Here is a 21870-nt window from a genome sequence, read left to right as displayed (position 1 = left end):
CTGAGGGGCGTCGTTAAAAGACTGCTTACGACCATCCGCCCGAAGCCGATGCCCCACCGGTACAGGAAGTCCGCCCTCCCTGGTCGGCGCCGGCGGGCCGCATCGTTTCCCTGCGGCCCCCCCCGTCCTACCTGGTGTCTGCGCCGATCTATCTTCAGACGGCCAGATTACGACTCTGATGGCCCCGAATGGCGGCAACGCTTGCCGCCACGTGTAGAACTGGTGCGCGCACCTCGTGGCGAACAGAACCCGCCGTGTCGTGCCGCGACCCTGACGTCAACATTCGGGACAATCCATCATGAAAGCCATTCGACTTCTTACCACCGTCACGCTCGCCGCGCTCAGCGCATCGGCCCTTGCGGGACCAAACTGGGACGCCATTAACAGTGCGCGCCAGGCAGCGCAACCACAGAAGGTTGCCAGTGCAGGCGGCGCGGCCGAGCAAGCAATGTGCGACCACTGCGCCCAGATGATGGGGCAGATGCCCGCGGGCGGAACCAATATGCACGAGCCAATGATGCATCGCTCAGCGGAGCAGTCGAGCAGCGCGGCGGCGCTATATGGCGAGCGGGCAACAGCGCCGGCTGGCGCGCGCTCGGTCCCCATCGCCCCGGGCATGAAGGCGGTTCCCGTCCGCGCGGGCGAGACCGTGCGCTTTGATTTCGGCTCGGCATCGGCCGCATGGACCTTCGCCGCGCGGCCCGGCAACGCCGCCGTTGAGCTGAGCACGCTGTTTCCGGAGATTCCTGTCGCAAAGGGTGTCTGGGCCTACCCCAACGGGAGCAACTTCTTTGCAGGCCATTGAGCCCAGTCATGGCGGGCCTCGGCAGATTCCCAAAGCAGCGCATTGCGCATGGACCATGAGCCATGAGCCATGAGCCATGAGCCACGGCAGCACTGTCACTCATAGTTGAACGATTGGAGAAAGAATCATGAAGACGATCAGGAAAGTCATCCTCGCCGGCGTGGTGCTGGCAAGTCTTGGCGCCTCCTCTGGTGCGGTAATGGCCGCCCAGAAGGTGGATCCATTTCACGATGGCGCGCACGTCGCCGACACGCGCAATCCCTTCACCGATGGGGGCCGCTCCGTGACCGATCCACGCGACCCGTTCACGGATGGCGGGCACGCCTCGATGGTCCGCCGCAGCTCGCTCACCGATGGCGCAAGGGACGCAAGCGGTCGTCCTGGGTCCAAGCCGCTCGCCGCCGGCGTGCGTAAGCCCGACCCGTTCACCGACGGAGGTAACACGTTGGCAGGTTGGGGCGCGACAACCGCCTGACGCGGCTCAGTCCTTCTGAGCCGCAAGGAAGCCAGGAGTGCTCGGAGTGTTCCTGGCTTTCGGTTCCTCTTGCGGATCGAAATGACTACCGCGTAACGAGGCCAGTTGGGCCGCTCTGGTTCGTCTGCGAGAGCAACCAGGCTGTCTGCGACCCCCCGCGCCTTCGAACCCCTAAGCCGGCAATGCCGTCCCCCAAACGAACGCCAGCACAGTGACCGTGATCAGAGCGCCTGTCTTCGACCTTCCGCATGACGTCCTGGTGGCAGTTCTGATTTCCTTGGCGTTGACGTTCTCTGCGATAGTCTTATTCGCCTGGTATCTTCGCCGGCAGTATGGCCCTCGCCGGCGACGCCTATCAGAGCGCACGGTTCGCTCACGAAAGCGTCGTCGCAAAGTGGCAAAGAACCGCAAATAGCCACGGCCTAGCCTACAGCAAGTTATCGACATGCGCGCCCCGGGCAAGGAGACGGCAGTATGGTCGCGTTGAGCGCGGCAGGGTCAGGCCCAAGCGCCTTTCCCTTACCATCCGGTTAGCGATTCGCCTAGCCATGAGCAGTAGTGATCTCCAGCGCACTACCGCTGAGAAGCCAGATGCCTTTTAGGCGTTGCATTTCGCAAAACCGTCATGTGGAGGCGCTCTCGCCCTAAACAGTTTGTGATCGCCTTGCTGTCAGGCTTGTGTAGAACTAGACTGGACTTTAACTTGCCAGTGATCCATGAAGCATAGCCATAGCCCACTCTCGCGGTTGCTTGCGCTCGTGTTGCTCGCGACGGTGCTCTTTGCGCGCCTTGCGATTGCGGGCTACGCATGCCCGGCCGAGTCGGGGGCCATGGTGGATTCAGCATCAATGGCCGCCACGACGGCGCGCTGCCTCGAGATGGACGAGGCGCAGCCCGCCCTGTGTGCAGACCATCAGCAGGATGGCCGCCACTGGGCAGACAGCAACGGTCACTCACCCGATCTCAGTGCCTTGGCCGCGGCGGGTGAGCTTGTGCACGTTCTCCCACTCGCGCCGTACACGGTACGGACCTTCCCCACGGCTGACAGCGCGAACACCTCGCCTGCGCCGATCTATCTCGCAACGGCTCGCTTGCGAATCTGATCTATCCCCACGCGTGGCGCGACCTGGCCACGTACTCGACTTCCGTTGCTTCGCCCGAGCGTGGGTGTTCTGCCCCGGTCGCGGTTGAGCCAGGCAGAACCGACTCTGGGAAGATCGTCATGCATTCCATTTTCAAGGCTATCGTTCTTATTTCGCTCGGTGTCATCTCCGGTCTGGCGCTCGCGGGCCCCGACTGGGACGTCATCAACAGAGCGCGCGCTGAAGCGCGACAACGCAATGCGGTTGCTGCTGCCAAAGAGGCGAGGCTGGCGCGGTGCGACGAAATGATGAAACAAATGGACTCCCACGCGATGGCAACCGGTACAGACGGACAACCCATGACGAGCCCGAAGGGACAGGCCGACGTCAGGTGATGGCGAGCCTCAGTCGGATAGCTGAGCCTCACGCATCAGTACGATCCGGAGGCGGGAACCGAACTGGGTGTCCCGGGAGGACTCTTTATGACTTGTTGACTTCTGACCAGTGAAGGCTGTGACTGACGGCTAGACAATGAGCTAAGGCCAGACGGCCGGTCATGTCCGCGTGAGTATGAGTAGGAGACTGATTCATGAAAACCATCAAGAAAGCCCTCTTCGCCGGCGTCCTGCTGGCCTCGCTCGGCGCAACCTCGGGCGTTGTGATTGCCGCGCAGAAGTTTGACCCGCGGTACCACGGTGCACGTGCGACTGACATGCGCGACCCATTCACCGATGGATCACGTTCGGTGACCGATCCGCGTGACCCGTTCACGGATGGATCACGTTCGGTGACCGATCCGCGTGACCCGTTCACGGATGGATCACGTTCGGTGACCGATCCGCGTGACCCGTTCACGGATGGTGGGAGGCTCTCATCGAGCCAAGCCGATAGCAGCGTGCTCGCCGCCGGCGTACGAACGCCAGACCCGTTCACCGATGGGGCACGTTCGGTGACCGATCCGCGCGACCCGTTTACCGACGGTGGATACGTTGCACCGGCAAGCGCGAGCGCGGCGATAGCCTAACCTCGCTCGGGGCTTCAAAGGTGCAGTCGAAGAAGCCAGGAGTGCAGGATGCCTTCCTGGCCGATCCACTGCGCCGGCTATATCGAATGACCTTCTGGTGGCCGCACGTTTTAAGAGAAAGCGATAGGTTCGCTTCGCGGGCGTGCCACAAAGAGCATTCTTGGGTAAGCTCCATTCGAGTAATCTTAAGCTTGCGGCGAGGAGGCGCGATCAATGTCTGTACCTGCGCTATCTTTTATTCGGATGCCCGCTTGCCGTAACTCGCAGGTTCGTAACGCATCCGCTGAACTAATACGCACCTATCTTGGCCTAAAATTTCCACGAAATGCGTACTATCATGGTATTCGGCGGCTCGGGCATTTCTGCGCTTCGACTCTTTTCCCTGTAGAAAGGACGTCCTCATGAGCACTCATCCTATTGGCATCTTGCCCCATTTTTCGTTTCCAGCCTGACCATAGATTCAATTTACCAAACCATAGAAGGAGAAGTGCCATGTCTATGTTCAAACAAGTCCTGTTAGCCGCCAGCATGAGCGGACTCGCGTTTTCGGCCTTCGCGGCAGATCCCAGTCAGGTCGAAAAGAAAATTGAGCTCAAGGACGGATCCACCCTCTACGTCTTCAAGGATGGAAAGATGGGCATGGAAGACAAGCTCGGTCACTCCGCCAGCATGAAGGACGGCATGATCATGGAAACGAAGGACGGTCAGAAACTCATGATGAAAGGAAATGAAGTGTGGCGTGTCGATCCGCTGGTTCCCGGCAGGAGCAATCGTGGCGGATAGCGCTTGCCTCCACGCTTGATCCGATCAAGTTCAGTAACGTGACACAGCCAGATTTTTTACCGCGGCGTGACCAAATATGGAGCGCATTCAGCTCCGCGAACTCGGGGAGGTTGTCGAAAACTCGCAGTAGTTTGCGCTGGCAAAGTGATGCTTCGCCTCCCGCCGTGTCGCAGATTCCGCTCTGGCCTGATGCGACTTAACTTGCCCCACCTGGAAGGAGTAACGCTATGTCTGTAGTCAAAGGATTTCTATTAGCAGCCGGTGCAAGCACGCTCGCGTTTTCGGTTTTCGCGGCGGATCCCAGCCGGCTCGAACAGAAGTTCGAACTCAAGGACGGTTCCACCCTATACATCTTCAAGGACGGGAAGATGGGGATGGAAGACAAGTTAGGTCGCCCGGCCAGCATGAAGGAAGGCCTGATCATGGAAACGAAGGACGGTCAGAAGATCATGATGCAGGGAAATGAGGTGTGGCGCGTGGATCGGCTACTCCCCAACCGATATCAAGGCCAATAGGACCCGATTCCATGCTTGATCCGATCAGGTGCGGCCATGCGAGGGGCACAGGTTTGCCAGAAAGTTTTATACAGGGCGCGCCGAAAGACGCAGTACATCCAGTTGCATGAGCTCCAGGGCGCTGTCGACCAGCACAGCCAGATGTTGGCTGAGCCGCGAAGACAATGGAGCATCCATCAGGCTGTACGAACTCGTTGGGGTCATCACCGGAATGTTCGCACTTGCGGCGCTGCGGCAGATGCGCCTGCGGGCGACAGTGTTAGCAGTGACCGCATTCCTTGGGCCAAAGGTGCGGTGGATCCAGTGTCGGATCCTTGGTTAGGAATCCCCACTGGGAAGGATCCCTCGCAGATTATCCACTGCCCCGACTGCTGGGCGAAAAAGCCGCCTCTCTGTCTCCAATCGCGACGGTCTCGCGCTCGCCATCGGCAGGCCAAACGCGAAGCGGCTCGACAAAGCAATATCCGCGTAACGCCGACTTTGATTGGAGCGCGTTTCGATGTTGCGCTAGCGCTGGCGAACCGTTGCGAAGTCCAGGGTCCACCCGCGGCGGCAAGCGAACACACGAAGTCGGAGCCTCCTCAACCAGCAGAATCAGGCCGTATGAACCTGCCAACGAATGCAAGAGTACTACTTGCCGCGGCGTTACTGCTGCTCGCGAGATGTGTGGTCGCCGAAGAGCTGGGTGGTGGTCCGACTCTGCCGCTGCGCGAGGCGATAGCCGAAGCACTCGGAAGCAATCCCGATATCCGAGCCGCCAGGCAGGAGTACGAGGCGGCGCAGCAGCGGATTGCACCTGCGGGCGCGCTCGACGACCCGATGCTCGAGGCCGGTGTGGTGAATCTCCCTGTCAGTTCGCTTAGCTTCAACCGCGACGACATGACCATGAAAATGGTCGGTCTCTCCCAGCGATTTCCATACCCGGGCAAGCGCGCCTTGCGCCGGGACCTCGCCACGAAAGAGGCAGAATCGACGCTCCATGGCGTTCAGGAAACCGTGAACCGGGTAACACGGGACGTGAAAGTCGCCTATTTCGACCTCGCCCTCGCCATTGAGTCCATGCGGCTCACGGAAAATAACAAGCGCGCTCTCGAACAGTTCCTGAAGACCGCCGAGGCACGCTACGCGGTCGGGCAAAGCAGCCAGGCGGACGTGCTCAAGGCGCAGACGCAGGTTGCGAAGATGACCGACGAACTGATCAAGCTGGGGCGCGAGCGCCGCATGATTGAGGCCGAGCTGAATCGGGCGCTCGGCCGCGCACCGGACCTGGCGGCACCTGTTCCTCATTTCCCGACACTAAAGGAATTCGCGCCGCGCCTAGATGAACTGCGGCACATCGCTTTAGCATCGCGCCCGCAGTTGCTCGCTCTCCAAAGTACGATAGCGCGCAGTGAGAAAGCCCTCCAAGTCGCCAGAAGAGAGTACTACCCCGACTTCGACGTGCGCTTCTCCTACGGTCAGCGGGACAGATCGCCCATGGGCGGTAGACGCGAGGACATGGTGAGCCTGACCGTGGCAATCAATCTACCGCTGTGGCGCGAGAGTAAGCTCGGGCCTCGCGTGGCCGAAGCGACCGCGATGCGCGATCAGACGACGAGCATGCTTCAAGCGCAACAGAACGAAGTCTCGTCACGACTGCGGCAAGAGGCCGCTAATGCGGAGCAGACCTTCAAGTCGGCCCGCCTTTATGAGACCACTGTGCTTCCGCAGGCGCGGCTGACTGTGGAGTCCTCGCTCGCGGCGTACCGGGTGAATCGCGTGGATTTTTTTACGCTGCTCGATAACCAGATGACCGTACTCAATTATGAGATCGGATATGCCACGGCCGTGGTGAACCAAAATAAGGCGCGTGCGGAACTCGAATTCCTTACCGGGGTGGAAATTTATTGAACGCGTCTATTCAGTGTGATCCGCGCGCTGCGCAAGCGCAACTTTGCCGCTCACTGTGGGAGCCGCGATTTACTACTCAACGGACAGGGTGGAGGAGTAAAACATGAGCTGGGATCAGCGTTGGTCGGATTGGGCGGCGGGCGCCCTCGTGGTGGCAGCGATTTTGGCGCTTGGGGCGTGTGCAGCCGAGGGCCCCGTTACGCCGGCTGGGGTCGAGCAGAAAATCGAAGCCGCGCACACTCCCGGCGATCACGAGGAGATTGCTTCGCTCTATGAGCAACAGGCCGGCGCGGACAAAGCCGCTGCCGAACGGCATCAGCGGCTGGCGAGGACTTACCAACGGTCGGGGACCATCAAGGGGGGTGGGCAGGTCAACCTGGCACGCCACTGTGAGAACCTCGCACGCGTATATCAGCAGGCGGCGGCGGAGAATCTCGCGCTTGCGGAGCAGCATCGCCAGATGGCGGCCGACGCGAGGAAGTGATTCGTTGAGTTCCGGCGCGTACCTGCCTAACTGGCGGTGCCTCCGTTTCTTGAGCTGAGAGCGGCTGGAGAAGGATCGTGAATCGCGCAGCAGCAGCAACCGTTGTGGCAGTGCTCATCGCGGCGGCGCTTGGGGCTGGCTACTGGTGGGGAGCTCAAAAGTCGCCGCCGACCGCGACGGTGACTAGCGAGAAGGCTGGGAAGACCGAACGCAAGATTCTCTATTACCGCAACCCGATGGGGCTGCCGGACACGTCTCCCGTGCCGAAAAAGGCGCCTGACGGCATGGACTATGTGCCCGTCTATGAAGGCGACGAGCCAACGGCCGGCGGTCCATTGGTGAAAATCAGCCCCGACAAGGTGCAAAAGCTCGGCGTGCGCACGGAAGCCGCTGCGCCGCGGGTGCTGACGCGCACCGTGCGTGCCGTGGGCATCGTCCAGGCGAGCGAGCGGCGCCTATACACCGTGGCGCCCAAGTTCGAGGGGTGGATCCAGAAGCTGCATGTCAATACCACCGGGCAGGCGGTACGGAAGGGCGAGCCACTGATGGACATCTACAGTCCGGACCTGATCACGGCCCAACAGGAGTATCTGATCGCCTGGAAGGGCATGCAGTCGGTCAAGGACAGCAGCCCCGAGGTGCAAGCGAGCATGCACCAGCTGATGGAAAGCGCCCTGCAGCGGCTGCGCAACTGGGACATCTCGGAGGCAGACTTGAAACAATTGCAGAAGGATGGCAAGGCGCGCCAGTACCTCACGCTCCGTTCGCAGGCCAATGGGGTCGTTCTGGAAAAGCCAGCCGTCGAGGGTAGGCGTTTTATGCCCGGCGAGATGCTCTACCAGATCGCGGACCTCTCATCGGTCTGGATGCTTGCGGAGGTATTCGAGCAGGAGCTTGGGCTGATCCGCCAGGGACAAGCGGTGAAGGTTCACGTCGATGCCTACCCCGACAAGACGTTCACTGGCACAGTGACCTTCATCTACCCGACTGTCACGCCGGAGACGCGGACCGTCAAGGTGCGCATCGAACAGTCCAACCCGGGTGGGCTGTTGAAGCCAGCCATGTTTGCCCATGTCGAGATGGCCTCTACCCGCTCAGGCGGACAGGCACTCGCCGTGCCCGATTCCGCAGTGCTGGACACTGGCGCCCGCCAGCTCGTGCTGGTGCAGCGCGAGGAAGGCAAATTTGAGCCCCGGTCGGTAAAATTAGGCATGCGCGCCGATGGCTACATCGAAGTGCTGGAGGGGGTGAAGGCCGGCGAGAAGGTGGTCGTGAGCGCCAACTTCCTGATCGATGCCGAGAGCAACCTCAAGGCGGCGATCGGCGGCATGGGCGGCATGGACATGGGCATCGCCAAGCCGGCCGCCTCCAAAGACGGTGAGCCGGCTACCCTACCGCCACCACCGGCCAAGGAGGGCAAACCGATGGGCGACATGCCAATGCCGCCGGCCAAGGAAGAAACACCCGCCGGCACCCAGCACAAGGGGCCCTGACATGCTGGGACGCATCATCGAATGGTCTGCGCGCAACGTCTTTCTGGTGTTGCTGAGCACGTTCTTTCTGGTGGCCGCCGGTATCTATGCGGCCATCAATACCCCGCTTGATGCAATCCCGGATCTCTCCGACGTGCAGGTGATCCTGTACACCGAGTACCCGGGGCAAGCGCCGCAGGTGGTCGAGGACCAGGTCACCTATCCGCTCAGCACGGCGATGCTCGCCGTGCCGAAGTCCAAGGTCGTGCGCGGGCTCTCCATGTTTGGCGCATCCTTCGTTTACGTCATTTTCGAGGATGGCACCGACATCTACTGGGCCCGCTCCCGGGTGCTGGAATATCTGAACTTCGCAGCCGGCCGATTGCCGCAGAACGTGAAGCCGTCGCTGGGACCCGATGCCACCGGGGTGGGCTGGGTTTACCAGTATGCCCTAGTCGGGGCGCAGCGCAGCCTGGCCGAGTTGCGCGCGATCCAGGATTGGTTTGTGCGCTACCAGCTCACCACGGCGCAAGGGGTGGCTGAAGTGGCCAGTGTCGGTGGCTTCGTGAAGACCTATCAAGTGACGGTGGACCCGCGCAAGCTGCAAGCCTACGGGATCCCCCTCGCCAAGTTGTCCGAGGCAATCCGCTCGAGCAATCGTGACGTGGGCGGCCGCTCTGTCGAAATGTCGGAAACGGAATTCGTGGTGCGCGGGCGAGGCTATCTTCGCGGTATTGCCGATATCGAGAATCTGGTGGTTAAGGCGGAAAAAGGCGTGCCGGTACTGATCAAGGACGTGGCCCGCGTCGAGCTCGGCCCCGACGAGCGGCGAGGTATCACCGAACTGAATGGCGAGGGTGAGGTGGTCGCCGGCATTGTCGTTGCGCGCTATGGGCAGAACGCGCTCGATGTCATCCACAATCTCAAGGCCAAGATCAACGAGATAGCCTCCGGACTGCCGACTGGAGTCTCCCTGCAGTCGGTCTATGACCGATCCGACCTGATCGACCGGGCGGTCAAGAACCTGCGTGGCACACTCATCGAGGAGAGTGTCATCGTGGCGCTCGTGTGCATGGTGTTCCTACTCCATGCGCGCAGCGCATTGGTAGCGATCATCATGCTGCCGATCGGCGTGCTCGTCGCCATTATCGCGATGCGGCTAATGGGCTTTAACTCCAACATCATGAGCTTGGGCGGCATCGCTATTGCGATCGGCGCCATGCTCCCTGGCGCCATTGTGATGATCGAGAATGCGCATAAGCACCTGGAACAGCTCAAGCCGGGGGAATCCCGCCTGGAAGCCATTATCGCGGCGTGCCGGGAAGTGGGCCCGGCGCTGTTCTTCAGCCTGCTCGTCATCACCATTTCCTTCCTGCCTGTCTTCACCCTCGAAGCCCAGGAAGGGAGACTCTTCAAGCCGTTGGCGTATACCAAGACCTTCTCCATGGCCGGTGCTGCGTTGCTCTCGATCACGCTGGTGCCTGTCTTGATGCTCCTGTTCATTCGCGGGCGTATCCCACCGGAGCACAAGAATCCTATCGTGCGCGTTCTCATCTGGGCCTATCGCCCGGTGATCGCCTGGGTAATGCGCTGGAAGAAGCTGACCATCGTCGCCGCGATGGCCGTCCTCGCACTGACTGCCTATCCAGCCCTGAAGCTCGGCAGCGAGTTCATGCCGCTCCTGAACGAAGGGACACTGCTCTACATGCCGGCCACGCTACCGTCCCTATCGGTGACGAAGGCGGGCGAGCTATTGCAGACCCAGGACAAGATTCTCAAGCGCATTCCCGAAGTGGCGTCCGTTTTCGGCAAGGCCGGCCGGGCCGCCACCGCGACAGACCCCGCTCCGCTCGAAATGGCCGAGACCGTCGTTAACCTAAAGCCGGAGAGTGAATGGCGGCCTGGCATGACCGTGGAGAAGCTGATCGCGGAGATGGACAAGGCCATGCAGATCCCTGGTGTCAGCAACGCCTGGACCATGCCGATCAAGGCGCGTATCGACATGCTCTCGACCGGTATCCGCACCCCGATCGGCGTCAAGGTGTTCGGTAAGGACCTCGACGAAATCGAGGTGCTGGCGAAATCCATCGAAGCGGTCGTAAAGACCGTACCGGGCACCACCAGCGCTTTTGCCGAGCGCGTGACGGGGGGCTATTACCTGGACATCGCGCCGGATCGCATGGCCTTGGCACGCTATGGCTTACCGGTCGGCGACCTGCAGGACGTCATCGCCACCGCGCTCGGCGGCGACATGATCACCACGACGGTGGAAGGCCTTGAACGCTTTGGTGTCATTGTTCGCTATCCACGGGAGTTACGCGATGATCCGCAGGCCATTGCGACCCAAGTGCTTATTCCGACCATGAGCGGCGCGATGGTGCCGCTAGGTCAGGTCGCCAAGGTCACCTTGCTCAAGGCGCCGCCAGGAATCCGCACCGAGAATGCCCTGCTATCGGCGTACATTTTCGTCGACATCCGCGATCGAGACATCGGAGGGTATGTTGCCGACGCGCAGAAGGCTGTGCGCGAACAGGTGAAATTCCCGCCGGGTTACTACGCCACGTGGAGTGGCCAGTTCGAATACATGGAGCGCGCCAAGGAGCGGCTCGCGATCGTGGTGCCTCTCACGATCCTGATCGTGTTCACACTCCTATACTTGAATTTCAGGCGGCTCACGGAAACCTTGATCGTCATGCTCTCCGTCCCATTCTCCCTTGTAGGCGGCATCTGGCTGATGTACCTGCTCGGATACAACATGAGTGTGGCTGTGGCTGTCGGGTTCATCGCCTTGGTGGGCGTGGCGGCGGAAACTGGTGTCGTGATGTTGATCTATCTGGACCAAGCGCTTGAGGGGGCGAGGGCCAAGCGCACGGCTGCGGGAGAGAAGCTCACGGTGGAAGATCTCGCTGAGGCGGTGATGCAGGGCGCCGTGTACCGCGTGCGCCCGCTCATGATGACGGTGGTGGCCATCATCGCGGGCCTGCTGCCGATCATGTGGGGCAGCGGTACCGGCTCGGAGGTGATGCGACGGATCGCCGCGCCGATGGTCGGCGGGATGGTCTCGGCGACCATCCTCACGCTCATGGTCATCCCGGCGCTATATGCGCTGATCAAGGAGTTCGGCATTCGGCGTGCCTCGGCGCGGGAGCGGCCGGCCTGACGCTTTCGCGCGGTAGGCCGGACGTAAGCGCACGAGGACAACGTCGACGCTTTTGTCGCAGCAAGGCCGGCGGGCGCTGCTACTGGAAACGGCCCAAAGGCTTGGAAGCATTGCGGCGCTCAAGGTAGGATCATGGAGGCAATCATGTCCAGGACCATCAACGCGATGGCGACGCTTATGCTCGTCACGGTTTCGTTTTCCGCGGCTGGCGGCCAGGACTTTAACGCTTTTGGGCTTTCCCGCGGGGATGCGCCAGAGCCGCAATCGCCGTCGCTACCGACTAAGGCGCTACCGACGCAACCCAGGGAGGAAAAAACGGAAGCCAAGGTTTGCGCAGTCGAGAAGCCGATACTCCCGCTGGACCATGGACCACGCGCCCAGACCACGCCCTACGAAAACAAGGTGCGCATGCGCAAATATCAGGAGGCAGTCGCCAAGAACTGCTGAGGGGCTGGACCAACCGTTCATCATGCCGGATTGCATAAGAATGGTCGCTGCTGTCGCACGTCGACTCTTTGCGCGTTCGATTGAACTGGAGGCACTTTGCCGAAGGGGGGCAATCCGCTATGTAAGCGTCTCCCTGCTTGCGGTAGCTCGCGTGACGAGCGACGCGCTCAAGAGTCGTAGCGGTCAGCGACATGACGGTTTCGGCGCCAGATTAATTTTCCACAAACCGAAGGCTGCTGAGATTAGAAGATTAATGTGAGGCCAACGCCATACGTAAGCTGCGATGTCCGACTCCGGAAACTGCTCCCTTTCGTGTAAAAGTTCGCGCTGGACCGGTCATAACGGATCTCAGGTCGAACCATCATGATGCTGGCCCGGGGCAGGGAAACTTTCGTGTTCCACGTCAGCGTATAACCTCGCAGCTTCTGCGAGACGCCTGTCGTGAATCCGTTTGGATCTCGGTACTCTTCGATGCGAAGCGTTGGCTCAAACATGTCACTGATCTTGTACCTGGCATAGAGCGTCGTCCCCTGCCAGCGCGCGTCTGAAATGTTTGCAGGCGGCACCCGCTGTTCCATACCGCGGTCGTAGTTCAGCATGAACGTCAACCGGTCAAAGAGCGGGCCGATGATGACCTGCGCATCGAACAGGGTTCGCTTGTTCGAATTGTTGTTGTTCTGCTCGGGGCCTTGCAGGTAATTGGCAACGAATGATAGCCATGGTAGTGGCGTCCAGCCCACGCTCGGCCCCCAGGTCTTGCCGGAGTTGTTGTCTCGCACAACGTTCCATCCTTGCAGAACATAGAGTTCCGTGTAAAGAGTGTCGCCCCATGCATAGTTGAAACGCGCGCCGGTGTCCTGGAATGGAATACCGTACGTATAGAAGAAGGCATGCGAATAGTTCCAATTCTTGGCGGTCTCGATGGTTTCGGCGCCGATATGGGTCACCAGCTTGCCGACGTCGATGCGCAGGCCCCTACCCACCGGCGCCACGTAGCTCAACGACGCATGCTGGATATTCCGGCTGGGACCGTTGATCACGCTTTGCGAGGCATCCGGCCCGATTGCCCCGCGAATGGTGTCGTTGATAACATTCTGTGTTTCGCCGACGGCCAGATCAAGCTTGAACCCGAAGCCGCCGAACTCGGGGATTTTTTCGATCTCGATTTCCGCAAGAGATAGCGTGGCACGGGAACGCTGAACGTCGAAGGTTCGGCCTTCGACGCTCACGTTCTGTCCCTTCACAACAGAGTTGCTCTGGTTTGCATTGACCGTGGCTCGAGCTGGCCGATTGTGGTTTGCAACGTAGTAGCCGTCGATCCATCCACGGAATTTCACACCGGAGAGCCAGCTTTGCCCCGTGATGGCGCCCAAGTCTTTCGCATCGCTTGGCATCCAGATGCCCGCGACTGGCCACGATGGGGCGGTCGCCGCGGCGGGCTTTTCCGCGGACTCAGGACTTTGCGCATAGGCCGGCGCCATACTGAAAAGCGACGGTAGCAGGAGTACAGCGTACTGTGTTCTCATGGTGGTCGATCCTCATATCGATAAAGAATGACGAAAGTCCTCAGTTCAGGATGGGCTTCAAAGAGGCGCTTATAAAAATGTATCGATGCTCAGCCTATACCGGCGCGGTGGCCTTGATGATGTCCTTGGTTTTCTGCGTCAACATTGCCTGTCTCTGGCGCGCTGAGCCTTTCCCCCAATTATGAGAAGGGCCAGCGTCACCGGAATCAGGCAATTGCGCAGCCATCGACAAGCGGCCATGGCTACCGCAAGCCACTGCTGTGTTCAGTTGCTGCTGGCGGTGCCGCCGGTCGTCGCATGGCGGCTTTGTGTTGTGCGCCCCCAGGAAGCCGCCGCAGCAAGCGAAACGCAGAGGGATCGAATCCCGGCTGCGGGGTTGTTCCAGCACAAAGCGACCCAGAAATTCCACCAATATCACCGATTTCAGAGCTATCTTTTGTTATGTTGCTTCATCACAACGATGAGACTGTTCGTAAGTGCCGTTTGTGGCGAAAATGCCTTCTGACGGCCGGAGGGTGGCGCATAATTCGCAGCTGACGTGAAGGGAATGGGTCGGTTAAGCACTCGGGCAAGCTAAGATTTCCCAATCACTTGATCAGAAAGGTGTCGATATGAAGATGAAACTGTTTGCCGCTGCCGTCGGTGCCCTGGCCGCTGGTGGTGCGTATGCCCAATCGAGCGTGACGCTGTACGGCGTGGTTGATGCTGGTATCGAATATCAAAACAACCAACCCGGTGGCAGCCACAGCGTGACCCGTCTGACCTCCGGCAACCTGTCCAGTAGCCGTTGGGGCCTGCGCGGCGTGGAAGACCTGGGCGGCGGCCTGAAGGGTCTCTTCGTGCTGGAAAGCGGTTTCACCATTGATGATGGCAAGTCAGCTCAATCGAACCGTCTGTTCGGACGCCAAGCCTATGTTGGACTGCAAAGCAACTGGGGCGCCCTGACCCTGGGCCGCCATCAGACCCCGTTCTATGACTTCGGTTTGCAATTCGACCCGATGATCATCTCCACGAACTACTCAATCATTGGTCAAGATGCAGGTTTCACCAGCCGTGCTGACAACTCGGCCAAGTACGTCGGCACCTTCAGTGGCCTGACCGCCAGCGCCCTGTACAGCTTCGGCTCGAACACCGGCGCCGGCTCTTTTGGTGAAGTCCCGGGTAGTCCCAAGATTGGCCGTGAGTACAGCGCAGGCCTGACCTACGCTGCTGGTCCGTTCGCCGTCGGCGGTATCTACGACGAAACCAACCTCGGCCTGGCCGCGACCGGTGCCCTGATGGATGCCAAGATCCGCCGCGCCAGCCTGGCTGGTTCGTACGCCTTCGGCCCGGCCAAGGTGTACGCTGGTTATCGTTGGGCCAAGGCTCTCGGCGGGGCCACTCTGCCGGGTAACCTGGGTGCTAACAACCTTTCCAACCTGTACTGGGTGGGTCTGGGCTATCAGCTGACCCCGGCGTTCTCGCTGACCGGCGCTGCCTACTACCAGGACTTCAAGGGTACCAAGGCTGATCCGTGGAGCTTCGTGGCACGGGCTGACTACGCTCTGTCGAAGCGCACCGACGCTTACCTGACCGTTGGTTACACGAAGAACAAGGATGGTTCTAACCTGGGCCTGACCGCCGGCGGCACTGGCGCGATCCAAGGCAGCGGCTTCGGCACGGTTAGCGGCTCGGAGAACCAGTTCGGCGCAGTGGTTGGTATCCGTCACAAGTTCTAAATTGAAGCGAGAGCTCGCTTCAATTTCGGTTGAACGCGCAACGCCGTTCGCAAGGCCAGCGCATCGCGGAAGCGCGCCACGAATGCCTTTCCCGATTCGGTCCGTGAGACGCGCCGCCAGCAGGGTTCCCACGCCGGTCAGCGATCTACGCGCGCGAATCTGGATGCATTACCAGATCGAACTGCTTGACCTGATTCGCGACCAGCGGTCGCCTCCAGACAATCCCGAAGATATCCTCGACGATCTCGTCTGAACCCGCCGACACGCCAGCCGGCCGCCACTGGTCGCCTGGCGTTGTTGACGCCTTTACTCAACCTTGCGCCGCCGTTTAGTGTCGGATTTGGACCGCCGTTCACAGCAGCTTCGCCGAGCCGCATTCCGGTGCAATACAGCACGAGCGTGAGAGCCCGCAACATCGGTCCCCACATTCTGCGTCCCTCGTGTCGCGTAACGGCATTCACCAGGGCGAGTACCACTTCGCGGCTAAAGATGTAGGGTACGAACACGGATTCCTTGACAGGTGCCAGTGCGTGATCCGGCACGAAGCAGCGTGGGTCGCTGCGGCGACGGAAGAGGCAAAGCTGGCGAACGATGCCAAACTCGTTACCCACCGTGATGGCCTTGCGGCCGTCGATCCTCACTACCCACTCCGTCACCGCCCGTTCCAATGATACGGAACGTTCGCCGTACCGGTCACAAATGAAGCGCACGAAACCTTTCAGCACAAACTCGGCACGCAGGTAGCCCATTCCCATGGCTCGCTTGAACGCTTGAACGCCAGGAACTCCTTTACGTCGCGGGCCACGACAGCGGCTGTGATCTTCGTGCTCATCGCGGTACCGCCAGCGAGACTTCGCGCAGCGACTGCGTTGCGATGCGGACGTAGGCCGACACCGACTCCGGGTCGCGATGGCCGAGCAGATCCGATAGCACTCGCGCTTTGGTACCAACATCGAGTTGCCGTGCGGCGTTTGAATGCCTCTTGGGGCGGACCATCTGTAGTGTGCCGGCATTCCAGTCGATATGCTGCAATTGCAGGCCAATTACTTCGCCAGCGCCGAGGCCGTAGGTGCTCATCATCAGGAGGAGCGCGTGATCACGCACGAGCACCGCAAGACCTCCGGCTGGTACATGGCTCGGCGCGTGAACGAGGACTGTTCCGGCTACAAGATTCTGATCGAAGAGGGTTCGGAACGGATTCTCGGTGCACATTTGATTGGACCGCATGCCGAAGAAGTCATTAACCTGTTTGCCTTAGCGATCCGAGCGAACGTGCCCGCTAAGGTCTTGAAGACGGCAATCTGGTCCTATCCAACTGCCACCTCGGACATTTCATACATGCTGTAGCTGACACGGCGGTTTCCGGAGCGAGTCAAGGGGTCATGCAACGCGGCACCGATCTTGCCATGCCCCTTCGACGCGCCGCGGCAGTTCAAGGATCGAGTTGCGGGGCGGGGTCGGCAAAGGTCTGCTCGACGAAACGACGCAATTGGCCCAGATCCGTCTTGGCGTACGCCGCCGTGGTCTGCACCGAGGCGTGCCCGAGCAGTGCCTGGGCGGCCGGCAACGGCACCTGGTGGTCGACCACCAGCGTGCGCGCATAAGCGTGGCGCAGCCAGTGCGGTGATGCGGCGCGCAATAGGAGCGCCTGCGCCGGCTCGCGTGCCTGCAGGCCATCGGCCACGGCGGCAAAGATGGCCTTGACCTCCCGGTACAGCCCCGCCGACTGCCGGGCCTCGCCTTTGTTGCCGTGGATCACCGGCAACGCCTCGTGCGCCGGCGGTTCGGCCGCCAGCCCACGGGCCAGGCGGTAGGCGCGCAGCACCGCCACGCACGGGGTCGGGAGCGGGATGGCCCGCACCTTGCGCCCCTTGCCGCAGACATAGAGCGGGCGCAGCGCGCAGCACTCTCGAGAGAAAAATGATAAATAGTCTCTTGACTATGGAGTGCACTCCAAGGTCTAGCATGAAGATATCGGGTTGCAGTCTGCCCGTGCTCTGGGCGGATGCATAGTCGTAGCGGCTTTGCGCCGGCGCCGGGAAATCGGGGTTCGACCAGTCAAGGTCGTTTGGGGCTCGCGCCGTGCCCTGGCCTGCGCCGAACCCACACAGGAGAGATTCACGATGGACCGGATTGATTTTGCCGTAACCGGTGACGAAAAAATCCACTGCAGCGGTTGTGAGACCCGTATTCGTTTCGCCCTGGAGCGGATGGAGGGCGTCCACCACGTGGCCGCCGACGCCGGGACGCAACGTGTGGCGGTTGCGTTTGATCCGGCACTGCTCACCTCAAAGCAGATACGCGAGCGGCTGAACGAGATGGGATTCGATGTCGAGGTGTTGTCATGACTACTGCAACGTCCGTTGATTCGGCCCCACACTTCTGGAGCGAAGAGCCCTCCAGTCTGCCGGGCCGTCGGCGCATCCGCGCGCGCATCGGAGGCCTGCACTGTTCACTGTGCACCGGCACGATCGAAAAGGCGCTGGGCAAGCGGCCTGGTGTCGACAAGGTCGCGGTCAGCCTGACCCATGAACAGGCGCTGATCGAATACGACCCGGGCGTGGCCCGTGCCGAGGATTTGCTGCAGACCCTCAAGGACATCGGCTACACCGTTTCCGATCCGCGCAAGCTGCGTCCCTATGATGAAGAAGAGCGCGCGCTGGTACGCGAGCGCGGGCGCTTCCTGACCGCCTTGGCGGCGAGCATTGCCTCGATGGGCCTGGTCGGCTACCCGGTGGACAGTGCGTGGTTCCCGCTGTGCGTATTTTCTATTGCCAGCCTCGTCGCCTTTGCCTTCGTCGTGTTGCGCGGCTACGGGCTGCAGCGCGCGATGGCTGGCACGGCCCTGCTCGCGGTGTTCGGCGCGGGTATCTACTATTTCAAGCTGCGCGGCGCGTTCGGGGCGAGCGCTCCGTGGCTGACCGGCGCGCTCGCGCTGATGCTCGTGTTCGGCGTGGGCCAGCATATCGTGCGGATGGCTGTCATGGCGTTGCGCCGCGGCATCCTCAACCAGCACGTGCTGGTTGAGTTCGGGGCCTTTGCGGGGCTGGTGGGTGGGACGATCGGCCTGGCACTACACCCCGCCGGCTATCCGACGGGAGCGTTTTTCGCGGTGACCGTGATGGTGCTCAGCTACCACATCTTTTCCGAGTGGTTGTCGCTGATCGTCAAGACCCGTAGTTCGCAGGCGGTTAAGAAGTTGCTGGACCTTGAGCCTGACGTGGCCTCGCTCGTCAGGGACGGTCAGGAACAGGAAGTGCCGCTCGAACAGGTGCGTGTCGGCGACCTGGTACGCATCCGCCCGGGCGGGCGGGTGCCGGTCGACGGGCAAGTCGAATCGGGCGAATCGGACGTGGACGAATCGCTCGTGACCGGCGAGCCACTACCCGTCGAAAAGCGCGCCGGAGACCGGGTGGTGAGTGGCGCGTTGAACGGCCACGGCACGCTGCTCGTGCGCGTCAGTGTGGTGGGCGAGGAAAGTTTTCTCAGACAGGTCGTGCGCAGCGTGGAAGACGCCCGCGCCCTCAAACCTGGCCTGCTGCACCTGGTGGATCGCGTACTGCGCGTGTATACGCCGCTCGTGCTGGTCACGGCGGCCGGCGCGGCGCTCTTCTGGCTCGTCGGCCCACCGGTGGTCGGCGCCTCGCCGGATCTGCAGCGGGCCGTGTTTGCCGGCCTCAGCGTGCTGGTCATGGGCTATCCATGCGCGGTGGGCATCTCGGCGCCCCTGTCGATCGTCCGCGGCGCGGGCGAGGCGGCCGAGCGTGGCGTGCTCATGCGCACCGGTGAGGCGTTTCAGGCGCTGCGCCGCGTGAACCGTGTGGTGTTCGACAAGACTGGCACGCTGACCGAGGGCCGCCCCGCTTTGCGCGAGATCGTCGCTGTGGCGTGTGCAGAAGAGGAGTTGCTTGCACTTGCGGGAGCCGTCGAAGCCTTTTCCGAGCACCCGCTCGCGCGGGCCGTGGTGGACGAAGCGTTTAGACGCCATATCGCGCTGTCCGAGGTGGAAGGGTTCGAGGCCGTCGCGGGTCACGGCGTCCGGGCACGCCTCGGGAAGACGAGGCTAATGGTCGGCAGCCCGGTGTTTCTCGCGGCTGAAGGTGTGGATCTCGCGACCCAGGACGCGCGCATCAATGATCTCGAAGCGAGCGGACTGACAGTCATCGGTCTTGCGCGGGACGGCGTGTTGCTCGGTCTGCTGGCACTGGGCGATGCGCTACGGCCCGACGCCGCGGAGACCGTGCGTCGCCTGCATGCGCTCGGCATCCGCACGAGTCTGATCACCGGCGATAACGAGCAGGCGGCACGCCATTTCGCCCGCGCCGCGGGCATCGAAGAGGTGCATGCGCGCGTGCTGCCGGCCGGCAAAGCCGTCTTGATCCGCGAGTTGCAGCAGCGCGCACGCGTGGCGATGGTCGGCGACGGCATCAATGATGCGCCGGCGCTGATGCAGGCTGATGTCGGCATCGCCTTCGGCACTGGTGCGGACATCGCGATCGAATCGGCCGACGTGATCATCCTCAACCAACGGCTCGGCGCCGTCCTCGACGCCTATGCGGTCAGCCGCAACAGCTACCGGAAGATCGTGCAGAACGTCTCGCTTGCCTTCCTGTTCAATGGCATCGGGATTCCGGCCGCGGCCACCGGCCTGATCTATCCGGTATGGGGCATGGTGGCGATGGCGGCAAGCGTGACGACGATTTTCATCAATTCGCTGTGGGGCCGCGGCGGCTATTTCTTCGAGGCAATCAGGGCCGTGGGGCACGCGCCTCAGATGCCGTCTCAGGCGATCGTGCCGTGAGGCGAGCGTCTCCCGCGATCCGCGTCCGTGTCATGAGTGGAGGGCTTTAGCGATGCTCAAATCCGTCACGCTCGAAGTTACCGGCGAGCAGCGGCTTAACTGTGAGAAATGCGAACAGCGCGTCACGCGCCTGCTCACCACGCTGCAGGGCGTGCGGCAGGTTCGTGCGCGGGCGCTTGACCAACGTATCGAAGTGCTGTTTGACACGACGAAGGTCGAACCAGCCGCACTCGCGAAATGCCTCGGTGACGTTGGTTATGAGACCCGAGTCGTCAATTGACCTCCTGACCTCGCAATTGAAACGAACCGCAGTTTGGTCAAAAGCCGGCATGCGGCAACAACCATAGCCATTGGAGGACGCCCTCGTGCGAACACCCACTAACTCGAGGAAGCCCGGCCGTGCTGCCGTCGGCACCCCCCCCGCAACGGACAACCGTGCGGCAGGGTCTCGGCGTCGGACCGATCCGCTGGTTGCGGCGGCGCCGGAACGCGCCGGGATGACCATCGGCAAGCTCGCGAAGCTTGCCAAGGTCAGCGCCGATACCATCCGCTTCTACGAGGATGAAAGGTTGCTGATGCCCGCGAAAAAGACCGAAGCCGGCTATCGGCTGTATGACGAGAACGCGGTGCGTCGTCTTGATTTTATCAAGCACGCCCAGCAATGCGGCATGACGCTTTCGGAGATACGGCAACTGCTTGAGCTGAAGGCCGACGACCGCTCGTGCTGCAGCGACGTGCGCAGCGTCGCGATCCGCAAGAAATTGCAGCTCGAACAGAATATCAAGGCGATGCAAGCGATGTCGCAGGCGTTGAGCGAACTGATCGAGATCTGCACGGCCGAGGACCGGCCGTTGGATGACTGCCCCATTCTGGCGGCGCTGGAGTCCAGCATGGCTAACCAGCATCGCGACCCACACTAACTCCGGACGACTGCCATGAGTATCAAGGTCGAAGTTTTCTCGACGCCCGGCTGCAGCCACTGCGATCGTGCCCGGGATAGCCTGAAAGCAGTCGCCGAAGCGTTCGGCGAGCATCGGGTGAGCTGGCGCGACGTGAACCTGCTGGACGAACTGGACTACGCCGTGCAGCTAGTGTAGCGTTCTGTTCTTGATGAGACTTATGTGAGACTATTGCTCTACTCACAGCGTGGAGAGAGCGAGTGCGAGTTGCCCCTGAGATCCTGTTGACCGACGAAGAGCGAATCAAGTTGACGAGGCTGGTTCGGTCCAAGCTCACGAGCGTGAGGCTGGCGCAGCGCGCACGCATCGTGCTACTGGCCGCCAACGGTATGCAGAACAAGGACATCGCCGAGCAGTTAGGAATCGGACGCGTGCAGGTCGCGCGTTGGCGTGAGCGGTATGCGCAATCGGGGCTGGCCGGTATCGAACGCGACTTGCCGCGCGGTGCGCCGCCGGTGAAGGTGAACACGGCGCGGTTGGTGGAACTGACCACTCAAGCCAAGCCCGTGGCCGCCACGCACTGGAGCACGCGCAAGATGGCCGCCGAGTTGGGCGTGAGCGCCAGCACCATCATGCGCCATTGGCACGCCCACGGCTTGAAGCCGCACATCGTGCGCGGCTTCAAGGTGTCGCGCGATCCGAAGTTCGTCGAGAAGCTTGAGGACATCGTGGGCCTGTACATGTCGCCACCCGAGCATGCGCTGGTGCTGTGCTGCGATGAGAAGAGCC

Annotated in this window: 23 protein-coding genes and 1 pseudogene; 21 read left to right on the top strand and 3 right to left on the bottom strand. The window is 61.5% G+C overall.

Annotated features, from left to right (window positions below):
* The first annotated feature begins 298 nt into the window (after positions 1–298).
* From CF70_RS12285 to CF70_RS12230, 12 genes are all read left to right on the top strand, one after another.
* The gene (locus tag CF70_RS12285) at positions 299–805 is read left to right on the top strand and encodes a CzcE family metal-binding protein (protein WP_081862149.1); all 507 of its coding nucleotides are present in this window, start codon (positions 299–301) and stop codon (positions 803–805) included.
* Positions 806–932: 127 nt separating this feature from the next.
* Complete coding sequence (locus tag CF70_RS12280; RefSeq protein WP_051648320.1) at positions 933–1280, top strand: hypothetical protein; 348 nt, start codon at positions 933–935, stop codon at positions 1278–1280.
* Between the two features lie 716 nt (positions 1281–1996).
* On the top strand, positions 1997–2383 hold the full coding sequence (locus tag CF70_RS33785) for a hypothetical protein (RefSeq protein WP_152561786.1): 387 nt from the start codon (positions 1997–1999) through the stop codon (positions 2381–2383).
* A 119-nt stretch (positions 2384–2502) separates the two neighbouring features.
* Complete coding sequence (locus tag CF70_RS12270; protein ID WP_035864705.1) at positions 2503–2757, top strand: hypothetical protein; 255 nt, start codon at positions 2503–2505, stop codon at positions 2755–2757.
* Between the two features lie 194 nt (positions 2758–2951).
* On the top strand, positions 2952–3386 hold the full coding sequence (locus CF70_RS33780; protein WP_051648316.1) for a hypothetical protein: 435 nt from the start codon (positions 2952–2954) through the stop codon (positions 3384–3386).
* Positions 3387–3878: 492 nt separating this feature from the next.
* Entirely contained in the window at positions 3879–4169 is a 291-nt protein-coding gene (gene copK, locus CF70_RS12260) for a periplasmic Cu(I)/Cu(II)-binding protein CopK (RefSeq protein ID WP_200876737.1), read from the top strand.
* 227 nt (positions 4170–4396) lie between these two features.
* Positions 4397–4684 (top strand): periplasmic Cu(I)/Cu(II)-binding protein CopK, encoded by a 288-nt coding sequence (copK, locus tag CF70_RS12255; RefSeq protein WP_035864702.1) that lies wholly within the window; start codon positions 4397–4399, stop codon positions 4682–4684.
* Positions 4685–5287: 603 nt separating this feature from the next.
* A complete protein-coding gene (locus CF70_RS12250; protein WP_035864695.1) occupies positions 5288–6574 on the top strand; it encodes a TolC family protein in 1287 nt (428 codons plus the stop codon).
* A 103-nt stretch (positions 6575–6677) separates the two neighbouring features.
* Positions 6678–7058 (top strand): hypothetical protein, encoded by a 381-nt coding sequence (locus CF70_RS12245; RefSeq protein ID WP_035864692.1) that lies wholly within the window; start codon positions 6678–6680, stop codon positions 7056–7058.
* Between the two features lie 110 nt (positions 7059–7168).
* Complete coding sequence (locus CF70_RS12240) at positions 7169–8551, top strand: efflux RND transporter periplasmic adaptor subunit (protein WP_200876736.1); 1383 nt, start codon at positions 7169–7171, stop codon at positions 8549–8551.
* A gap of 1 nt (position 8552) precedes the next feature.
* Positions 8553–11690 carry an efflux RND transporter permease subunit gene (locus CF70_RS12235; protein ID WP_035864691.1) on the top strand — a complete coding sequence of 1046 codons (3138 nt, stop codon included), beginning with the start codon at positions 8553–8555 and terminating at the stop codon, positions 11688–11690.
* A 144-nt stretch (positions 11691–11834) separates the two neighbouring features.
* Entirely contained in the window at positions 11835–12137 is a 303-nt protein-coding gene (locus CF70_RS12230) for a hypothetical protein (protein WP_152561785.1), read from the top strand.
* A 242-nt stretch (positions 12138–12379) separates the two neighbouring features.
* Here CF70_RS12230 and CF70_RS12225 read toward each other — a convergent pair whose 3' ends face one another.
* Positions 12380–13663, bottom strand: coding sequence for an outer membrane beta-barrel protein (locus CF70_RS12225; RefSeq protein WP_081862147.1), 1284 nt, complete (start codon positions 13661–13663; stop codon positions 12380–12382).
* 238 nt (positions 13664–13901) lie between these two features.
* Here CF70_RS12225 and CF70_RS35945 point away from each other — a divergent pair, with 238 nt between their 5' ends.
* Both CF70_RS35945 and CF70_RS12215 read left to right on the top strand, forming a co-directional pair.
* Positions 13902–14168 (top strand): hypothetical protein, encoded by a 267-nt coding sequence (locus CF70_RS35945; protein ID WP_152561784.1) that lies wholly within the window; start codon positions 13902–13904, stop codon positions 14166–14168.
* Between the two features lie 106 nt (positions 14169–14274).
* Positions 14275–15381 (top strand): porin, encoded by a 1107-nt coding sequence (locus CF70_RS12215; RefSeq protein WP_035864685.1) that lies wholly within the window; start codon positions 14275–14277, stop codon positions 15379–15381.
* A gap of 137 nt (positions 15382–15518) precedes the next feature.
* On the opposite strand, the gene CF70_RS35940 is transcribed toward CF70_RS12215, so the two are convergent.
* Positions 15519–16130, bottom strand: a complete 612-nt coding sequence (locus tag CF70_RS35940) for a hypothetical protein (protein ID WP_152561783.1) — start codon at positions 16128–16130, stop codon at positions 15519–15521.
* A gap of 274 nt (positions 16131–16404) precedes the next feature.
* Between CF70_RS35940 and CF70_RS12205 the strand changes: the two genes are divergently transcribed.
* Complete coding sequence (locus CF70_RS12205; protein WP_081862146.1) at positions 16405–16728, top strand: hypothetical protein; 324 nt, start codon at positions 16405–16407, stop codon at positions 16726–16728.
* A gap of 85 nt (positions 16729–16813) precedes the next feature.
* Here the strand turns inward: CF70_RS12205 and CF70_RS12200 are convergent.
* A pseudogene (locus tag CF70_RS12200) lies at positions 16814–17269 on the bottom strand (tyrosine-type recombinase/integrase); the annotation flags it as partial.
* Positions 17270–17504: 235 nt separating this feature from the next.
* Here CF70_RS12200 and CF70_RS12195 point away from each other — a divergent pair.
* From CF70_RS12195 to CF70_RS12170, 6 genes are all read left to right on the top strand, one after another.
* Entirely contained in the window at positions 17505–17729 is a 225-nt protein-coding gene (locus CF70_RS12195) for a heavy-metal-associated domain-containing protein (protein ID WP_035864669.1), read from the top strand.
* Positions 17726–20182, top strand: a complete 2457-nt coding sequence (locus CF70_RS12190; RefSeq protein WP_035864667.1) for a heavy metal translocating P-type ATPase — start codon at positions 17726–17728, stop codon at positions 20180–20182. Before CF70_RS12195 ends, CF70_RS12190 begins: the two co-directional genes overlap by 4 nt.
* 52 nt (positions 20183–20234) lie before the next feature.
* Complete coding sequence (locus tag CF70_RS34845) at positions 20235–20462, top strand: heavy-metal-associated domain-containing protein (protein ID WP_081862145.1); 228 nt, start codon at positions 20235–20237, stop codon at positions 20460–20462.
* Between the two features lie 217 nt (positions 20463–20679).
* The gene (locus CF70_RS12180) at positions 20680–21102 is read left to right on the top strand and encodes a heavy metal-responsive transcriptional regulator (RefSeq protein ID WP_035864664.1); all 423 of its coding nucleotides are present in this window, start codon (positions 20680–20682) and stop codon (positions 21100–21102) included.
* A 15-nt stretch (positions 21103–21117) separates the two neighbouring features.
* Positions 21118–21279: a glutaredoxin family protein gene (locus CF70_RS12175; protein ID WP_152561782.1), complete on the top strand. Its 162-nt coding sequence runs from the start codon at positions 21118–21120 to the stop codon at positions 21277–21279.
* Between the two features lie 86 nt (positions 21280–21365).
* The coding region (locus CF70_RS12170) for an IS630 family transposase (protein ID WP_200876735.1) at positions 21366–21870 on the top strand (505 nt) is incomplete at its 3' end.

The sequence above is a fragment of the Cupriavidus sp. SK-3 genome (assembly GCF_000611145.1).
GTDB lineage: Bacteria > Pseudomonadota > Gammaproteobacteria > Burkholderiales > Burkholderiaceae > Cupriavidus.
Note: the sequence above shows the minus strand (reverse complement) of the source record. Positions and strands in the feature narration are given on the sequence as shown.